This window comes from Rivularia sp. UHCC 0363 (assembly GCF_034931125.1).
Lineage (GTDB): Bacteria > Cyanobacteriota > Cyanobacteriia > Cyanobacteriales > Nostocaceae > Rivularia.
Genome location: NZ_JAYGHM010000006.1, coordinates 170,132 through 189,921, shown reverse-complemented (window position 1 = coordinate 189,921; position 19,790 = coordinate 170,132). Strand labels below are relative to the sequence as shown.

Here is a 19,790-nt window from a genome sequence, read left to right as displayed (position 1 = left end):
TTTAATATTTGAGACGTAATGTATTACGTCTCTACATCATAAAAACGCCTTCCAAGATCGGGAGGCGTTTTTTGCTGTGTAATTTATTGGTTCGTACTAAATTATCAATTTAAACAGCACAAAATATCAATCAAGCAATCAAATTCTCAAAAACATCTAACTCTCGCGCTTGCTCAAGATAACTAACTCCATATATCTTTGGTAAACGCTGCGTATTTACCAAAACTTCTCGCACCTCTTGATTAGAAATTTCTGCAAGATTACGTGGTGCAGTAGTGAGAGCAATCGCGATCGCAATTCCTACCCCTTGTCCGACACCACAGTTAAATTCTACGATTCTACCCGCAGAGCTAGCATAACCTTCAAATCCAGAAGCGGGGCTGATAACTACGAGGTTAGAAACATCTTTAATTAAAGCGTGTTGAATACCAAAGTTAAATAATGGTGGTAAATGTAAACGAAATATCTCCAATCCTTTTTGTAGCGCTCTATTACCCAAACCTTTGATACCTCCACGAATATCGAAATGGTAGCCAAAAGTACCCAAAGCTTCATCTACAGTCACTCCCCCAGCTAGCATTTCTGCTCCCGTGAAAGATTTTACTGCTCCAGTAATATTTCCTGCATGACGGATGTATAACTCAGAAGCTGGTATAAATTCGGTAGCACCCATACTCTTAAACCACTTACTGACAAATTCCATTTCCTGACGCATTGCGGACGTTGGTAACGCTTTTTTCCTCGCTAAAGTTTCCGCTTGTTCTGCATTTACATCGAATAGCAAAGCATTCCATGACAAGTTACCGTTAGGTAAAATCGCGACATTGCCATTATCAAGAATACTTCCGCTAGTTTGTAAAGATAAGATCGTACCTCGAAAACTATGATAAGCAATTGATAAAGCTTTGGAACGAACATCTATATAGTCTTTACCCGCATAAGCTGTTACGCACTTAATTTATATAATACTAGCGAGCAAGATGCATGTCCTTACGGACACGCTGCGCTACCGCACTACAATGCTTTCATTTTTTCGCATTATATAATTTAGCTGCACATCAGCTTACATCGTTTTCAAATTTTCATTTTCATCAATTAAATTTTTCCTGAGATAATCGGCGAATTCTGCATTATTACCAGCAGCAATATTAATTAAATTTTGAAATTGAGTATTAGCTGTATCAGTAAAGCCTTCTAGATATTCATATTCAATACGTTTAAGTTTATCTACAGTTAATCCTTTAGTTTCAAACGTTAAAGTTACTGATAATTCTGAATCTGGTAAACCAAATGTTTCAAAACCTTTGAGTTTTTTCACCCCAGCAAATTGCGCTAATTCTGCATTTACAGTACAGTCAATAAACTGCTTGGCTGTATAGGTTTCACTTCTAGTTAATTTAATCCCAGTTATTTTCTTTCCATCTTTAATTACTGACTTTATTTCTGCATTGCTTAGAATATCTGCTCTTATTTCTTGCAACATTTGACGTAGAGTTATATTAGCATCTTGAGGGTTTAAAGCTATTTGATAAACTCCAGAACGTTGTAGAAATTCTTGATAAATAGCCGGTGAATCTCCGAACGTGTCCAAATCGTACTGCTGACGGATAGAAATTGGAACAGCCGAACGGTCAAGATAAGATAAGCCTCCCCGAACTAAATGACCGCCAATTCCTAATTGGGAATTTCCCTTAAATAATAACAAACTGCGGGGATACTTACCCGTGCGACGGTAATATTCTCGCGAAGCACACACCAAACTTAAAACACCGGAAACTTCATCACCAAAACAGATAATGTCGTATTCTTTAACTATAGAAAAGGATGGTGAAACTAAATAATTTGAATCAACTTTTTCAGCTTCTTGTAAATAAACTAAAGTTTGATAAACAAATACAGAAATATCTGCACGAGTTGCTACTAAAGTGGGATTGAGTAAATTAATATCTGGATAACTTGCAACCAAACCCGCCTTAGTAGAGATCGCGATCGCTATTTTGGCGTAATCTGGAATTTGATCGTAATCTCGATAAATTTGCGGTAAAACGCTTAATAAATCGCGGCTTATTGATTATCCTATCTGAATCAATTAATTTTGAAATTGTAATTTTTATTTAATACATTGTTAAAGTTTCACTTACGTATTAACGCTGTAAAAAAAATGGTTTCTAATGTTTTGCAAGAGCAGTTATAAATAAAATTAGTTTTCGGAGATATCTAAGTAATAAAATCAAATTATCAAATTATTCATACAATTACCGCACAGTTATATAGCTATTCCTGATTTACTATTCCCTGCCTAAACAAAATGTCTAATTAACTGAGGTACAAATAGTTATTTATAATCAGCGCTCCAGATTTAGCGAAGAATGTCATTATAGATATGGCACGCAAACACTGGAGACAAGAAAACGGTTTACGCACGTCCTTTAGCCAGATTAATCGAGCAGCTGCAACGCTTACCGGGAGTTGGTCCGAAAACTGCCCAACGATTAGCGCTGCATATTTTAAAACGACCGGAAGCAGAAATAGAAGCTTTAGCCCAAGCTTTGATTGATGCCAAAAAACAGGTAGGTTTGTGTCGGGAATGCTTTCACTTATCTTCCGAAGCAGTTTGTGAAATCTGCCGCAATCCCAAACGCGATAACAAGATTATATGTGTAGTCGCAGATTCCCGCGATGTAATTGCTTTGGAAAAAACAAGGGAGTACAAAGGTAAGTACCATGTTCTAGGAGGTGTAATTTCTCCCATAGAAGGTATCGGTCCCGAACAGTTGAATATTCAACCTTTGGTGCGTCGGGTAAGTCAGCGAAACCCCGAAGAAGTTATTTTAGCGATTAGTCAAAGTGTTGAAGGTGAAACAACTACATTATATATTGGTCAACTGCTCAAGCCATTCACCAAGGTGACGCGAATCGCTTTCGGTTTACCCGTAGGTGGCGATTTAGAATACGCTGATGAAGTGACTTTGGCAAGAGCTTTGGAAGGTCGCCGAGAGCTAGATTGATTATGAAAAATGACAAGGGGACAAGGGACAAGGAGAAAATTGTTAACTCCTAACTCCTAATTCCTATTATTTTATTTGACTTGTAGCGCCAAGCATTGACATAGCTTGCAAAGCTTCAACTATTCGTAAAGGGTTTTTTTGGTCAACAGAAAATTTCTTACTTTGTAAGAGCAAATATTCTAAAAAAGTACTTGCGGTAATCGAAAGTTGTTTTTTCTTAGGATACGCTACGTGCCATTGGCGATATATGGGGAAACCTTCAACATCCAATATCGCAAGTTTATTTATTGTCTCGGCAGAATTTAAAGTATGAAGAGATAGAACTGAAAGTCCCAAACCATCAATTACAGCTTGCTGGATAGCTTCATTACTGCCAAGTTCCAGGTTTATACTTACTGATATTCGATGTTGAGCAAAAAAGTCTTCTATTACCTTGCGAGTTCCAGAACCCTGTTCCCGCATAATAAAAGGTTCGTTTGTTAAGTTTTTTAATGAAATGTTACGCTTAAACGCTAGAGGATGGTCGCATGGAGAAACTAATACTAACGGGTTATCTAGAAATGCTTTTGTTTGCATATCTTCTCTTTCCGGTGGACAACTGAGAATATAAAGGTCGTCAAGATTCTCATTTAATCGCGATAACAAGACGTTATGATTAGTTATTTCCAAAGAAACACTAACGCCGGGATAAAGTTTACAAAATGGCTTGAGTAATTTGGGAATAAAATATTTAGTCGTAGTAACCGCTGCTAATCGCAGTCTTCCCTGCTTCATTCCCTTTAAATCAACAATTGCGGTTTCCAATCTGTCAAGATTTTTAAAAATTTCTTTGCAGGTACTCAATACCTCTCTTCCTGCTTCTGTTAAATAGATACGCTTGCCAACGTATTCAAATAGAGGCACTCCTACCGCTTGTGTTAGATGCTTTACTTGCATTGATACTGTCGGCTGAGTTACAAATAATTCTTCTGCTGCACGAGTAAAGCTAGAGTGTCTCGCAGCCGCTTCAAATACCTTTAATTGGTCTAAAGTAATGCACTTTAAGAGGGTGTCCTTTTGTCTAACATCCCCTAAATAACTTTTCATAAAAATTATTAATTACTAGTTTAGCTGCATTTGTACTTGGCAATTCAACAGGGAAGCAATAAGCTTTTTCCTAAATACAGGCAATATTCCCATATGCATCGAATTTCTGACTAAAGCAACACAAATGTTGCTTAAACTCAATATACATTACTTTAACAACATTTATGTTGCGAAACTTTAATTAACTTAATATTCGTTAGAGTATTACTTTCAAGATTGCCAGCAGCAATAATTTACTCAAAGATTTGCGATTAATTTATAGTAGATTCGAGTGCAGAAATTTATTTTGCACTTTTATAAGCTAAAACCCTTTTAATTTGTATATTTAAATTTTATGAAAGTCTTGTAGTACGGTAGCGCAGCGTGTCCGTAAGGACATGCATCTTGCTCGCTAGAAAAATACAAATTAAATGCGCGACAGCTTAGTGTTGAAGATAATTTTGAGCAGAAGCGACCAAGAAGGTTAAACTATAAAAATTATCGAAAGAATTATTGTTCCAGATTTTCTCAGATTGGGGCTACCAAAATCGAGCAGACAATAAAGCTGAAACGTTGATAACACAAAGACGTAGCAATAAAAATATACGAGCGATCGCAAAAACAATTTAAAAATAATGTAAACCAAATCCGGTTCACTATCAGCACGTTGGGTATAACGGCAAGTTATAATTTTTTTGCGGACAACCATAAAAAAAGAATCTATGAGTAACCCCCTTGTGCAGGCATTTTTCGTAGGCAGAGCAGCCGCTGAAGTTCTTAACGAACGTGTTGAAGGTGCTTTTACCGATGCTTTGAGCGAACTTGGTAAATTAGATGCCGAACTTAAAGAACATATGCGCTCGTTTTCCTCGGAAGTAATGCAGCGAGCCGAACGTTCGGCTGAAACTGCGGGTGCTACTCGTGGTAGATATACTACACCAACAGCACCCGGACAAAGCAGTTCGGAACCTATTGACCTACAAGCAATGATTGACGAACTACGAGCAGAAATTGCCGTATTGCGTACAGAATTGCAACGTTATCGTAGCGGTTCCGTTTAAAACCACAAAAAGAATCGAAAATTAATCATAATAAGGAAATACAAAGAGGTATGGACGTTGGTAAAAACACCGAGTGTTGAGTCTTAACTTAGGCTATCTACGCTCGGTTGAAAATCAACGGCTTTGCAAAGCTATGGAAAAGGGTTATTCAGATAAAGCATACCGTTGGAACCGCAAAAATTATTCTAGTAGACGACGCTTCTTTGACATTTGGTCATTCGTATTGATTTTAATGTTGAGGCTTTGGCTATACAATAAGTCCTGGAGTTATTCTGGGGGAGCTACCGAAACCAAAAAAGCTGCAAGACGAAAAGTACAAGCAATTTGGATTCGTACTACTCTGCTAGATTTGGGACCCACTTTCATTAAAGTAGGTCAGTTATTTTCTACTCGTGCTGATATATTTCCTAGTGAATATGTAGAGGAACTAACTAAACTCCAAGACAAGGTACCAGCTTTCAGTTACGAGCAAGTAGAAGAAATTATTGGATACGAGCTAGGGAAAAAAATTCCCGAATTGTTTGCCAGCTTTGAACCGATTCCTTTAGCTGCTGCTAGCTTGGGACAAGTTCATAAAGCAGTGCTGCATTCTGGGGAAGCGGTTGTTGTCAAGATACAGCGTCCGGGACTAAAACAGCTTTTTGAAATTGATTTAAAAATTCTTAAAGGTATTACTAGATACTTTCAGAATCATCCCAAATGGGGAAGAGGACGAGATTGGCTTGGCATTTATGAAGAATGCTGTCGTATCCTTTGGGAAGAAATTGATTATCTTAATGAAGGTCGAAACGCCGATACTTTCCGCCGTAACTTTCGCGCTCAAGAATGGGTGAAAGTACCCCGCGTTTACTGGCGTTATGCTTCACCAAGAGTACTGACGTTAGAGTATCTACCAGGTATTAAAATTAGTCAGTATGAAGCTTTAGAAGCAGCGGGTTTGGATCGAAAAGTTCTTGCTCGTCAGGGAGCCGAAGCATACTTACATCAATTGTTAAATAATGGCTTTTTCCATGCCGATCCCCATCCTGGTAACATTGCTGTTAGTCCAGATGGTGCGTTAATATTTTATGACTTTGGCATGATGGGACAAATCAAGTCCAACGTGCGCGAAGGATTAATGGATACACTTTTTGGTGTTGCTTCTAAAGACGGAGAGCGAGTAGTTAATTCGCTAGTAAAATTAGGAGCGTTAGCGCCAGCTGATGACATGGGTCCAGTACGGCGATCGGTTCAGTATATGCTGGATCACTTTATGGATAAACCCTTTGAGAAACAATCTGTAGCTAGTATTAGTGAAGATTTGTACGAAATAGCTTACGACCAGCCATTTCGTTTTCCGGCTACTTTCACTTTTGTGATGCGGGCTTTTTCTACTCTTGAAGGAGTTGGTAAGGGGTTAGATCCAGACTTTAGTTTTATGGAAGTTGCTAAACCATATGCAATGCAGCTTATGAGTGATATGAATGGTTCTCAGGGGAACAGTATAATTAACGAATTAAGTCGTCAAGCAGTTCAAGTCAGTGCTAGTGCATTTGGTCTACCACGTAGATTAGAAGATACACTAGACAAACTTGAGCGGGGAGATGTGCGCGTGCGTGTCCGGTCTATTGAAACAGAGCGTTTGCTACGAAGACAAACAAATATCTTGCTGGGGGGAACTTATGCCTTGATTATCAGTGGATTTACCCTTTCTGCTACGATATTGTTGGTTCATGATTATGTATGGTTCGCACTATGCGCGGGTTTAATTGCCGCAGTTGTTTCTTGGCTGTTAATTAGACTGCTTTTGCGTCTCGACCGTTACGACCGTATGTATTAGTTTTTAGATCAAACTATATGAAACTTAAATTCACGGGTTCTAGCGATCCGGGACTTATTCGTTCTAACAATCAGGATGCTTACTACATCGACCCGGAAGGGCGATTTTTCATTGTAGCCGACGGTATGGGTGGTCATGCGGGAGGTGAGGAGGCAAGTCGAATTGCCACTATGGAAATCCAAAAGTACCTGTTATCAAATTGGGATAGCTCTAAGTCTTCGTCCGAATTGTTACAATCTGCTCTGTGGCAAGCTAATGAAGGTATTCTATTAGACCAGCACAATCACTTAGAACGTGGCGACATGGGAACTACTGTGGTGGCAGTTGTGTTTCGCCCCAACGAGTCTCCTTATGTTGCTCATGTAGGAGATTCGCGTCTGTATCGCTGGAGATCTGGGCTTTTAGAATTAATCACAGAAGACCATACTTGGGTTGCACGCGCCTTAAAAATGGGCGACATTACCATTGATGAAGCTCGAAATCATCCTTTTCGTCATGTTTTATCCCGTTGTCTCGGACGCGATGACTTACATGAGGTTGATGTGCAACCGCTCGATGTCAAATCTGGCGATCGCCTCTTATTATGTAGCGATGGTTTAACAGAAGAACTTGTAGACGAGAAAATTGCTTATTATCTGCAAGAAAGTAATACAATTCAAGAAGCAGCTGAATCTCTAATAGAAGGGGCTAAGGAACGAGGCGGACACGACAATATTACTGTTGCAATTATTGAACTTGATAATTAGCTCGGAAAATTTTGAACAATACGTTTTTAATTCCTCTAATATCCACTGTGTTTTAGCTTTGATCGCAATTTTGCTTGTCAAAAGATTAATAAATAGGTGTACGAGAGAACTTATTCTGTAGGTAGTTTTCCGCTAAAGAGAGAATTATTTATAGATTAGAGCAAAAATACTCATCAATTTGTTCAATCTGAGCATTTTTTATAGTTACAATTTGATACAAATACTTTAGCCTCCAAAGTCACTTTTGGAGGCTAAATTTTCATATTTGCTATATTGACAACTTGCACCTTAGAAGCTAGAAGGAATATAATTCATTCTAACTTAGCCTTTCTTCTTGAATCGTACAAAGTAATCTTATTTACTTTTATGCGTTCGCGTATAAACAAATTCCCGGAATTTGAGACTTCAAACTTGGGGTTTATACCATTAGAGAGAGATGCAAGACCTAAAAAAAACAAAAGATACTCGTTTAGAGTGTGGGCAATGTGTCAAACAATTGTTATCTTTCTTTATACAGGGGTACTAATTCCAACATAATCGAAGCCACTTACTCGAACCGTACTGGTTTTTAAGTAAACGATGTAGCTTTCATCCGCTGTTTTTTAGTTTCTGGAGTTTTAAAAATGGACAAATCAATAGAACTTTCATTGGAGCAGCAATTTAGTATTCGCTCCTTTGCGACCCAAGTTAAGGATATGAGTCACGAACAAGCTCAAGACTTCTTAGTCAAGCTTTACGAGCAAATGGTTGTTAGAGAAGCTACTTACCAAGAACTTCTCAAACATCAATGGGGCTTAGATTCAGGTCCCACTTGGGCATAAACTAAATGGTGTCAAAGTGGACGACCTCCTTCTCTTGCTAGGTTCCGCTCCATTGGAAAAAAGCTGGGGATGCCGGGGCGTCAACTATAAACTTAACCAAATTCAAACAAAGATTTTTATAAAGTAAACAATTTCTCAACTAAATTAACTTGCTATATGCAAAAATTATTCTGCATCATGTCAAAAATGGTGGAGAAAAGTTTGCAATTCCGAAAAATATTTATTTTTATATGCTTATTATTAATGATGAAGACAAATATTAAGATATCATAATCTAATCTCAACTCAAATCTTATCTTACATTTCTTTACAATAATCTTCATTTTGCTCGGTAAAGCAAATTTATAAGAAAAATGCTCTACGAAGGCGGCTTCAGCAAAACCCCTTGATTTTTAATCCGGGAACGATAAGCTTTCATTGTGGGATGCTCAATGTGAGTATCCAGGGACGGAGCCGTTCTTGTTGGACGCATGGAAGAAATATCAACAATCTGCAAATCAAGTAGCCGAGTGTGAAAGTAGGAACCGTTATAGTTCCTCTGAGCAGATGTCCAACGAAGTGCTAACCTCTAACCAGATAAGTCAGAAGGACTACAAGTTAGAAGGTAATGCCTGAATCGCCGTCTATTTATAGCTGCGAGTGGTTCAACACAGCGTCTATTTTGCGTCTGTGGCATTTTTTTAAGCAGAGAGGTCAAACGGAGAATCTGTGTTAATTCCTTGCAATTTGGTTAAGATTTGAGGCTTAATTTTGTGATATTCAGCTTGAAGTAACTTTTTACTAAATTGGGGTTTAGCAGAAGATACCAAGGTGTGACTCATCTTGACCCAATCAAGTAGACGCTGACGTTGAACAGGAGCAATACTCGATAGTAAAATGTGACTGCACTTAGAAGGATTTTCGCGTCCAAAAAAGACTAGACGGTAATAACCCGTTTTTCCTAAAAGAGTAACAGCGTCTTTACCCGTATTGGTTTTAAGATCCAAATAATAAGGTAGCCATTTCGCACCAAACTTACGATGGTAAATAACGGTAATCCATAGCAACATTGGGTGAGGTGCAGTAATAAATAGAAATTGATTGTAACGAGTACAAACTAAACGCTTATGAATTTCTATTTGGGGTAACATGATCCACAAAGCGGGTGTTGAATTGCCGTTGACCTCGATATTTTGAGGAAAAACAATATCAGCGATCGGTTTATCTTTAGGCCAAACAGCTTGCCTCAGAATTTCGTCGTTGCAAACTGAGGTGTTAACATCAAGCTTATCCTGGTTAAAATCAGCTTTAACTGTAGCAGCTTCGGCCGCATCATTTTGATAAACACGATCGGAATCAATATTTGTGCGGAACTGAGAATTTTGATAGCGCTCCTCTATAGACATTAAACTTTTGAGAATTTCACTGATGCTTTGAGGACGTTCCAAAGCTTTCTTAGCCAGACATTTCAGTACCAAATTTTCTACCTCCACAGGTAGTTGAAACTTTGGTTCAACTTCAGAAAAAGGACGTGGTGGCTTGTAATGATGTACTTTATACCATCCTCCAAAAGAATGATTTTCTGGAACTAAAGGCATCTTCCCCGTCAGCATCTCGAACATCATTACTCCCAAGCTGTAAATATCCGAGCGGTTGTCAAGTTCTTTTCCTTCCATTTGTTCGGGAGAAGAATAAGCTAAAGTACCCAGATAATAATTAGTTTGTTGAGTATCTGAGAGTAACAACTTCGCAATCCCAAAATCGAGAACTTTCACTAATTCTCCAAAACTAGCATCATGAATTGCCAACATATTGCTAGGCTTAATATCACGATGAATAATTGGGTAGACCTTGCCATCAACGGGGATACCATCGTGAGCGCACTGTAAACCTAGACATATTTGACGTACCAGATTCAAAAACCTGGATAAAGATAGTTGGTCATCACGGATAATATGGCTGAGACTTCGACCATGTAAATATTCCATTACATAAAACGGAGTAGAATTTTCGTCTACACCATAGTCCATGACTCGAACAATATGGATACTTCGTTGACCTAATAAAGCACAAGTCTTAGCTTCTCGTTCAAAGCGTTCCTTTAACCGCATTTTTGTGTTTTGGACTGAAAGAGCGAGAAACTTAACTGCTACAGGCACACCTCCTAACAAAATATCCTTAGCACGATAAACTCGACCCATCGCTCCAGTCCCGATAATTTCCTGAAGCTGGTAGCGCTTGCCGAGTAAGCGACCAATATTGGGGTCTGACATAGAAACTCCAATCTATAACAATATTAAATATGACCCGCCATCAAGACAGGTTTTGGATACAAAGAAAGCATTTAAATTATTAAAAGTTGATTTTAATCAACAATGGTAGATATACCCGGTTACTTTGTACAATTACTAACTTTATCTCAAATTTATAATGCCCATTTTTTACTCAAAAACTTAACTTCTCGTTAAAAAAAATTGCAGAAGGAGGGACAAGGGGACAAGGGGATGGGGGGATGGGGGATGGGGGGATGGGGGGAAGATAATTCTTATTAACTCCTAACCCTTCGGCTTCGCTCAGGGTAACACTCCCAACTCCTAACTCCTAACTCCTAACTCCTAACTATTAAGTGATTTGACGTTCTACATTCGCTTCCATTGTACTGGTGAGAAAATGACCTTCCATGATGCCGCTGGTTAGGTAGTAAGTGTTATTTGAGACGCGGTGAAGAGTTTCAAAACCACTACGACGCTGGCGATCGCCTAATACCCAGTAACGCTGAATAATTGCATCGGGACCAATCCAGCCTTCACCCTCTACTTGCCCTAATAAGTTATGTTGAAGTAAAAAAGTATACTGCCTTTCTCCGTCATCCAAACGCCCTTTATACTGCAAAGCAATTTCTGGATGTTCGGATGAAGGAAAAATCAGCTTTGTCACCATAGTGAACCAGTTATCTCGATTCCAAGCAACCAAGGTCATACCTTTAACGCTAATTGGCATACCATCACGTTCTAACCAATTTCCTTGTAACATCCAGCGCCCTGGTTCAAGTAAAAAAGTATGAGCCACCTGTGGGTAATTTCCTGTATTCTTGCAGTATCGCCAATAGTATAGCCCACGCACAGTTAAAAGTTAGGAGTTAGGAGTTAGGAGTTAGGAGTTAGGAGTTAAGAGTTAAGAGTTAGGAGTTAGGAGTTAGGAGTTAATAAGAATTATCTTCCCCTTTTCCCCCCATCCCCCCATCCCCTGGTCTCTCATTCTCAAAATGGTGTATGAATGTTTCCTAAAAGTGCTTCCTGAGTTGCTCCGGTGGCTGCGGGTAGGTTTCCGGGGGAGCCTGTTTGTCTCCAATATGCTAAAACTGCAAAGGCGATCGCTTCTTTAAAGTCCGCGTCTAAACCGACTTCGTTGGTAGTGGATACGGGTATAGTTCCTAGTAGCTGCTGTAAACGATGTTTTAGGTAAAGATTGCGACAACCACCGCCGCACAAAAATACTCGATGCGGCATCTCTGGTAAAAAGTTATGGTAGCTGCTAACAATGGAAGCTGCCGTTAATTCTGTAAGAGTTGCTAAAAAGTCTGCCGAACTAAGTTGGAAACTTGCTGCATCTTTTATACATTGATGTAAGTAATCAACTCCGAATAATTCTCTACCTGTAGATTTAGGTGGTGGTATATGAAAATATTCTTGTTTGAGCCACTGTTCGACTAAGGTAAAATCTGGAGTACCTGAAGAAGCCCAGTTGCCATCTTCGTCGTAGGTTTTGGCTCCATCAGTTAAATGTTCTACTGCCAAATCGAGCAAACTATTCCCAGGACCAGTATCCCAACCGCGAATCTGGGAAAGCCAGTTACCATCATTTGCCGGAATATAAGTAACATTACCAATTCCGCCGATATTTTGAATACAGCGGGATTCAGAATTGTGGCTGAGTAAAGCTGCATCTACACGAGGTACCAAAGGCGCACCTTGACCGCCGAGTGCAATATCAGCAGCACGGAAATCATTCACAGTAGTAATACTTGTTAGCTGGCTAATTAATATACCGCGACCAATTTGTAAACTGTAACCAAGTTTTCCTTTGTCATATTCCATCAGCGGTCGATGGTAAACTGTTTGACCGTGGGAACCGATTAAAGTCGCTTTTTGATGACCTGATTGAATTGCGATCGCAGCTTTTGCAAAAGATAACGCTACAGCATCATCTAATTCTGCGAACTCTAACATTGAAATAGTTTGACCAGCACAACAGCTTAGAATACGTTCTCTAATTTCTCTGGGGTAGGGATATGTCTCACCCGCTATCAATTCTATTTTTAGATCTAAACCTGTACCGAAAATATCTACTAAAGCAGCATCAATACCATCTACCGATGTACCACTCATTAAACCAATTACGCGAGTCATGGAATTTTAGATTTTAGATTTTAGATTTTAGATTTTGGATTTACCCTCTTCTAATTCCGGGGAATGTGTGATTTGGGATAAAAGTATCTATCACCATTACAAAAGGTAATGATGTTTACCCAGACTAATCCCAGAAAATAAAAGATTCAATGATTACTCGTATCTAAATCTAAAATTCCCGTTTCAGGTTAAAGGTTAAATACCATAATTAATTTTGCCTGCGGTTGATTTCTTGGAGATCGAGAGCGTAATTTAATTTCAGAACATTAACTCCAGGTTCACCAAATATTTTTAAAAATCTATCTTTGGTATATTTGATAATAAAAGGATAAATTTGGTCGGGTTGTAAATTGCGAGCGCTCGCAACTCGGGGTAACTGCCGCATAGCAGAATTAACTGTAATATGAGGGTCTAAACCTGAGCCAGAAGTATATATTAAATCGGCGAGTGGATCTATACTTTGGTCTTGAAGTTCGTTTACTGTTTCCAAAACGCGATCCAATAATTCTGGGTTAGTAGGAGCAAGATTGCTAGAACCAGAAATTCCAGTTGGTTGAGCTTTCTTACCTTGACTGTATAGCACGCTACTAGGTCGGCTGTGAAAATATTCTTCGGATGTAAAAGTTTGACCGATTAAAGCTGAACCGATTGGTTCATTATTTAAGTTGACCATAATGCTACCTTTCGCTTGATATTGAAATATTGGAGCTTGAGCAACTAAAAGGATAAATAACGGATAGATAATTGCAGTAATTAACCACAAAATAACAGTCACGCGAATTGAAGAAGCAATTGCTCGAAGTTGAGACATATAATTTTAGATTTTAGATTTTAGATTAAATGAGTTAGGAATTTTTTACTCCCTACTCCCTACTCCCTATTAATTTTCACGCTAACACCGTCAGAGAAATTATTAAGTCTATTAATTTAATGAAAAGAAATGGAATAATTAAACCGGCTATTCCATAAATCAAAAGATTGCGCTGTAGAAGTTGGTTGGGTGTCATTGGTGTGAATGGAACACCTCGAAGCGCTAGAGGAATTAGTGCGGGAATAATTAATGCGTTGTAAATTAATACTGACAGCACGGCAGAATTAGTGCTTGTCAAATTCATAATGTTTAGTTTATTCAAGCCGGGGGAAGCAAATATTACGGGAATAATTGCCAAGTATTTACCTATATTATTGGCGATGGAAAATGTAGTTAAAGCACCACGAGTCATTAGTACTTGTTTGCCAATGCCGATAATATCAATTAATTTTGTAGGGTCTGAATCTAAATCGATAATATTGGCTGCTTCTTTGGCTGCTTGAGTACCGTTATTCATTGCTACGGCAACATTTGCTTGCGCTAATGCTGCTGCATCGTTGGTACCATCCCCTGTCATTGCGACTAGTTTTCCTTCTGCTTGTTCTCGTTGAACTACAGCAATTTTGTCTTCTGGGGTAGCTTCGGCAATAAATTCTTCTATTCCAGTTTCTCTAGCAATTACTGAGGTAGTTATACGATTATCGCCGGTAATCATAATGGTACGTACCCCAAGCCGTCGTAATTGTCCAAAACGTTCGCGTATTCCTGGCTTAATATTATCTTTTAAATAAATAATGCCGTAAATTTCGCGATTCATAGATACAGCTAGCGGTGTACCTCCTTGTTGAGATACCATTTCATAAGCTGAATTGAGTTCGGATGTTTCTTCACCAGCACCTAGCGATCGCACAAAGCTTTTTACCTCATCCACAGCACCTTTACGAGCCATTGAACCATTCGGTAAGTCAGTACCTCCGATCCTGGTCATGGCAGTAAATTTTACTGGTTGGGCATTTTCGTAGTCAAAATCGATTCTTGCTCCCAATCTTTGCGCTAGACGAATAATTGATTTTCCTTCAGATGTATCATCAAATACGCTGGCAGCCAGAGCAACATCGGCAATTTCTTGCATTGTATGACCGTTAATAGGAATAAAACCATCTGCTAAACGGTTTCCTCGTGTCACAGTTCCTGTTTTATCAAGAATTAAAGTGTTGATATCTCCACAGGCTTCTATGGCTCTAGCTGAAGTCGCGATTAAATTTAGCTGGGCAATCCGATCCATACCGCCAATGGTGGTAGCACTGAGTAAGCTAGCAAAGGTTGTAGGAATTAATGCCACAAAAATAGCAATTAAAATAGGTACGCTAATAGTCGTTTTGATATAATATGCCAGCGCGGGAAAAGTTGTTACAACCGATAGAAACATCAAGCTAATCAACGCCATTAACACCGTTAAAGTAGCTTCTAATGGAGTTTTTTTACGTTCTCTACTTTCAATTAAGTAAATCATCCGGTTAATAAACCCTTTATCTGGGTCTACTGTAATTCGGACGATCAATTCATCGGAGATAATACGGCTGCCGCCAGTAACAAAGCTAGCAAGATCGGAACCAGATTCCTTAAGTACAGGGATCGATTCTCCAGTAATAGCTCCTTCATCCACGCTCGCAGCACCCATGATTACTTCCCCATCTGCGGGAATAATATCGCCAGCTACCACATATACAGTATCGCCGCGCTGTAAACTAGTGGCGGTAACTTCTAAAATAGTACCGTCAGCCAAAAGTTTTTTAGTTTTGATATCTGATTTAATCGAACGCAATACATCAGCTTGGGCTTTACCGCGACTTTGAGCAAAAGCTTCGGCAAAATTAGCCAGCCATAAAGTTAAGAATAAAACAAAGGCGATCGCGCCGTTAAAAAATCGGGCATCATTTGTTGCAGGTGAACCAAATAAAGCCGGGAAAATTGTTGCTGTTAAAACGATCAGACAGCTTACCCAAACCACAAATAAAACGGGATTTTTAATGATGTGTTTGGGATTTAACTTGACAAAAGCGTCTCTTATCGCTCTACGATAAAGACCTTTTTTACTTGCCTTCACTTTTTTGCGTGAAAAACGACGTTCGTTAGGACGGGTAGTAGCAAGATTAGACTTAGAAGTAGTCGCAACTGGGTTCATAGGCTTGTTCTGAATGGGGATGGGGAGATGGGGGGATGGGGAGATAGGGGGATGGGGAGATAGGGGGATGGGGAGAAGTATAAATTTATTAACTCATAACTCCTCACTCATAACTCCTCACTCATAACTGATTACTGTCCTACGGCTAGTTTAAATCCTTCGGCTATGGGACCGTTGACTAAGATGGGAAAGAAAATAAGGAAGCTTAAAATAAAGATGACAACGAGTGTTAAGCCGTTAAATAAAGATGTATCGGTTTTTAAGGTAGTGGCAATTGCAGGTACTGGTTTTGTACTTGCCATAGTATCTGCTAAAAGTAAAATGGCAAATATCGTAACATAACGTCCCAACAGCATACTCCCAGTACTACTTAAGTTCCACCATAAGGTATTATCTATCAAGCCTTCAAAGCCAGAACCGTTATTAGCACTTGCGGAAATATATTCGTAAACTACTTGGGAAATTCCGTGAACTCCGGGGTTACTGATTCCAGATAAAGACACGGGATAAGCTAAAGCGATCGCGCTGGGAATCATTACTGCTACGGGATGAATTAACACTACCAAACTCGCTAAAACTATTGAGCGTTTGGTAATTTTACGTCCGAAAAATTCTGGGGTACTACCCACCATTAATCCTGCCCAAAATGCAGTTAAATATTGATAAATTAATAAATAAACAATTCCGGTGCCAATACCACCCCAAATTACGTGTAAAAACATACTTAGTAAGGTGGAAAAACCTCCAGCAGGCATTAATGAATCGTGCATCCCGTTAACTGCACCGTTCATGGTTGCGGTAGTTATAACTGCCCATAATGCTGTTTGTACCCAGCCAAATCTAACTTCTTTTCCTTCTAGATTGGGTAATTTTTCAAGTCCCAAATTAGAATTTACGATCGGATTACCGATGAATTCTCCACTTGCTGTAATCCAAACTAAAGCCAGGAAAACTACAAATATCATCCAAAATAATCGCCAAGCTTGTTTTATATTGTTGGTAAAAGCACCGTAAACAAATATCATCGCTATGGGAATGCACATCATCGCGATTAATTCAATTAAGTTAGTGGCACCATTGGGATTTTCAAAGGGATGAGCGGAGTTTGCACCAAAAAAACCGCCCCCGTTTGTACCCAAAAGCTTGATCATTTCAAAAGATGCTACAGGTCCGGTGGCAATATATTGAGTTCTACCTTCTAAGGTTTCTATTGATAAAGGTGCTGCTAAATTTTGCGGTACTCCTTGAGCCAACAAAACGATGGCTCCAATAATACAAATTGGCAGCAATATCCGGGTGATTCCCCGAATTAAATCCACATAATAGTTCCCCAAAGGCTTACCCGTCAAACCGCGAATAAAAGCGATACCTACCGCTAAACCCGTCGCTGCTGAAACGAACATCAAAAAGTTTAAAGCCGCGATGCTGCTAAAATGACTTAATGTTTTCTCTCCCAAATAATGCTGCTGTCCTGTATTAGTTAAAAATGAGATTGTGGTATGCAGTCTTAAATCCCACCTCATCGCACCAAAACCATTCGGATTCCACGGTAGATACTTCTGAAAAGTCAGGAGTAAATATACTAAAATTCCCATGAATAAGTTGCTTTGCAGCAGAGAATAAGCATATTGCCTTCCTCTCATGTTTTCTTGAGGATTTACGTCCGCTAGCTTATAAATAACTTGTTCTACTGGGTTCATTACGCGATCAAGTAATGTTACTTCACCCATGAATACCTTCGCTATATATTTTCCCAATATTGGCGTAATCATTATCGCAACAGCAAGGGTTAACCCTATCTGCAACAAACCTTGTCCCATGTATTTCGCGCCCGTTTTACAGTTTGATAAATTTAACTAAGAACTTGTCTATTGATAGAAATATTAGTTAATCTTGTAATTTTGTAATATAATTTACAAGTCTCACCAGAAAATATCTTATTTTAGTTAATTCTGCAATCCTTTTTGAGCCAAATTGCTTTCTTTATCTATCTGTAATGGATATTGACACATTTCTGGCATTATGAACCTACGTTTCGATCTATAGATTATTTTTTAACAATAATTTAATTGTCCGATTGCTGCCATCAAATTATTCCTTCTGCAATAAAATCAAATTTAGGCTTCACGCAGTTTGCCAAAACAATTCTAGATTTTATAAAAAAAATCCCTTAGTTAAGTTGACCCAAAATTAAAAATTGATTAACCTTCAACGATATAACAGATATTTGCGGAAACTACTGTATAATAAAAGACCATTAAAATAATTCGTAATTCGTAATTCGTAATTGAGTTTTGCAACGGGGATTTTACCCCGACGCAAAACGTGCTGCTTGTAGAAGCAGGAGACTTTAACCCCCAAAGTTGATTAAGCTAATTGTGAATTACAATAGTGTTGATTTAGCATAAGTCAAGTAACTGAACAGGAGGTGATTGCTGATGGCGTTACGTAGGGCAACTTTTAGACTATATCCGTGGAAGCAAGTCAATGAAAAGTTGTGCTACCATCGCAAGTTACACAAAGACTTGTACAATGCAGCAGTGTCTAATAGAATCACAGCCTATAAAAAATTTGGTCAATCTGTTAGTTACTTTGAACAACAAAACTGTTTGCCAGATTTCAAAGAAGTTTGGACGGAATACAAACTAGTAAACTCTCAAGCCTTGCAAGCAACACTAAAGCGCGTTGATGTCGCATTTTCTCGTTTCTTCAAAGGGCTTGGCGGGTATCCGAAGTTCAAATCGATTAGACATTATTCGGGTTGGACTTACCCATCATTTACGGGTTGGAAAGTTCATAGCACTGGAGATAATGGTTATTTAGAATTAGCAAAAATTGGTCAGATTCAAATGCGTGGCAAAGCTAGACTTTGGGGACACCCTAAAGCTTTAGATATCGTGAACCGTAACGGCAAATGGTACGCTTCCATCGTGTTAGAAGTTGACAATACTTTGCTAAAAAATAGCCGCCCGTCTGAAGGTGGAACAATTGCTATTGACTTAGGTTGTAATGATGCAATCGCATGGACAAACGGTGAGGATAATGGATTAGTTGAAGCACCTAGATTTTTTAGGAAAGCCGAAAAAAGAAATAAACAGTTAGGTAAAGCAAAGCGTCGCAAACGTTCTCCTAACTTCAAAAAGAAAATAAAGGCTTCTAGAAGATGGAAAAAAATTCAAAAATTAGTTAGTAAGTTATATCGTAAAATTGCTAACCAAAGACAGAATTTTGTCCACCAGGAAACTACACGGATAATAAGCGGTAACAGCACGGTAGTAACTGAAAAACTAGAAGTTAAAAACATTCTGGCCAAGGCAAAGAAAGGCAAGCGAAAAAAGCAGAAAGCTGGACTAAATAAGTCGATCCTTGATGTTGGTATGGGTATGATAAAGCAATCTTTGAAAGCGAAACTAGCTGACATAGATGGTTTATTTGTTGAGGTTCCGACACGCATTGTGAAACCATCACAGACTTGTCCAAAGTGCGGATATCAAGAAAAGAAAGAGCTTAGTCAGCGGACACACATTTGCAACAACTGTGGATACACGCAACAGCGAGATATCGCATCCGCAGAAGTAATGTTGCTTTGGCACTCAAATAATCTACAGGGGTTAGGAACTAGCCTCTTAGGCGTAGATGATTGTAGCTCTACTTCAAACACTGGTAAGCGAAAGCAAGCCGGAACTATGAAGCAACTAAGTCAGAAGAAACGTCAAAAATCTGCCCTTACAGAACTGGATGTAGAAACCAGTTCTTCAACGAAGTAAGGACTGGTAGTTCATGAAGAATAAATTCGGGAAAACTATTTTTTTGTATTTAGTAATTTTATCGGCTTTTAGCTGAGATATGTAAAAATGGAATAGTCGAATTTCATACAGTCAAAGCA

General features: G+C 38.8%; 15 protein-coding genes. 6 read left to right on the top strand and 9 right to left on the bottom strand.

The window, feature by feature from the left end; genetic code table 11:
• Positions 1-130: 130 nt before the first annotated feature.
• Complete coding sequence (locus VB797_RS05850) at positions 131-784, bottom strand: hypothetical protein (RefSeq protein ID WP_323236714.1); 654 nt, start codon at positions 782-784, stop codon at positions 131-133.
• Positions 785-1,063: 279 nt separating this feature from the next.
• Positions 1,064-1,966, bottom strand: coding sequence for an FAD-dependent oxidoreductase (locus tag VB797_RS05845; RefSeq protein ID WP_323236713.1), 903 nt, complete (start codon positions 1,964-1,966; stop codon positions 1,064-1,066).
• A 484-nt stretch (positions 1,967-2,450) separates the two neighbouring features.
• On the opposite strand from VB797_RS05845, the gene recR reads away from it, so the two are divergent.
• Entirely contained in the window at positions 2,451-3,008 is a 558-nt protein-coding gene (gene recR / locus VB797_RS05840) for a recombination mediator RecR (protein WP_323236720.1), read from the top strand.
• Positions 3,009-3,074: 66 nt separating this feature from the next.
• Here the strand turns inward: recR and VB797_RS05835 are convergent, their stop codons facing one another.
• A complete protein-coding gene (locus VB797_RS05835; protein ID WP_323236712.1) occupies positions 3,075-4,094 on the bottom strand; it encodes a LysR family transcriptional regulator in 1,020 nt (339 codons plus the stop codon).
• 701 nt (positions 4,095-4,795) lie between these two features.
• Here VB797_RS05835 and VB797_RS05830 point away from each other — a divergent pair.
• The 4 genes from VB797_RS05830 (at position 4,796) to VB797_RS05815 (ending at position 8,520) form a co-directional block, all read left to right on the top strand.
• Positions 4,796-5,134 (top strand): DUF6825 family protein, encoded by a 339-nt coding sequence (locus VB797_RS05830; protein ID WP_323236711.1) that lies wholly within the window; start codon positions 4,796-4,798, stop codon positions 5,132-5,134.
• Between the two features lie 133 nt (positions 5,135-5,267).
• Positions 5,268-6,953: an AarF/ABC1/UbiB kinase family protein gene (locus VB797_RS05825; protein WP_323236719.1), complete on the top strand. Its 1,686-nt coding sequence runs from the start codon at positions 5,268-5,270 to the stop codon at positions 6,951-6,953.
• Positions 6,954-6,970: 17 nt separating this feature from the next.
• Positions 6,971-7,699 carry a Stp1/IreP family PP2C-type Ser/Thr phosphatase gene (locus tag VB797_RS05820; protein WP_323236710.1) on the top strand — a complete coding sequence of 243 codons (729 nt, stop codon included), beginning with the start codon at positions 6,971-6,973 and terminating at the stop codon, positions 7,697-7,699.
• Between the two features lie 623 nt (positions 7,700-8,322).
• Positions 8,323-8,520 carry an NblA/ycf18 family protein gene (locus tag VB797_RS05815; protein WP_323236709.1) on the top strand — a complete coding sequence of 66 codons (198 nt, stop codon included), beginning with the start codon at positions 8,323-8,325 and terminating at the stop codon, positions 8,518-8,520.
• 680 nt (positions 8,521-9,200) lie between these two features.
• Here the strand turns inward: VB797_RS05815 and VB797_RS05810 are convergent.
• From VB797_RS05810 to kdpA, 6 genes are all read right to left on the bottom strand, one after another.
• Entirely contained in the window at positions 9,201-10,772 is a 1,572-nt protein-coding gene (locus VB797_RS05810; RefSeq protein ID WP_323236708.1) for a serine/threonine-protein kinase, read from the bottom strand.
• A 349-nt stretch (positions 10,773-11,121) separates the two neighbouring features.
• Positions 11,122-11,568 carry a hypothetical protein gene (locus VB797_RS05805; protein ID WP_323236707.1) on the bottom strand — a complete coding sequence of 149 codons (447 nt, stop codon included), beginning with the start codon at positions 11,566-11,568 and terminating at the stop codon, positions 11,122-11,124.
• Positions 11,569-11,759: 191 nt separating this feature from the next.
• Entirely contained in the window at positions 11,760-12,908 is a 1,149-nt protein-coding gene (locus tag VB797_RS05800) for an anhydro-N-acetylmuramic acid kinase (RefSeq protein WP_323236706.1), read from the bottom strand.
• Positions 12,909-13,116: 208 nt separating this feature from the next.
• Positions 13,117-13,719: a K(+)-transporting ATPase subunit C gene (kdpC, locus tag VB797_RS05795; protein WP_323236705.1), complete on the bottom strand. Its 603-nt coding sequence runs from the start codon at positions 13,717-13,719 to the stop codon at positions 13,117-13,119.
• 76 nt (positions 13,720-13,795) lie between these two features.
• On the bottom strand, positions 13,796-15,904 hold the full coding sequence (gene kdpB / locus VB797_RS05790; protein ID WP_323236704.1) for a potassium-transporting ATPase subunit KdpB: 2,109 nt from the start codon (positions 15,902-15,904) through the stop codon (positions 13,796-13,798).
• A gap of 131 nt (positions 15,905-16,035) precedes the next feature.
• Positions 16,036-17,724: a potassium-transporting ATPase subunit KdpA gene (gene kdpA / locus VB797_RS05785; RefSeq protein WP_323236703.1), complete on the bottom strand. Its 1,689-nt coding sequence runs from the start codon at positions 17,722-17,724 to the stop codon at positions 16,036-16,038.
• Between the two features lie 618 nt (positions 17,725-18,342).
• Between kdpA and VB797_RS05780 the strand changes: the two genes are divergently transcribed.
• Positions 18,343-19,671, top strand: coding sequence for a transposase (locus tag VB797_RS05780; protein WP_323236702.1), 1,329 nt, complete (start codon positions 18,343-18,345; stop codon positions 19,669-19,671).
• The last annotated feature ends 119 nt before the right edge of the window (positions 19,672-19,790 follow it).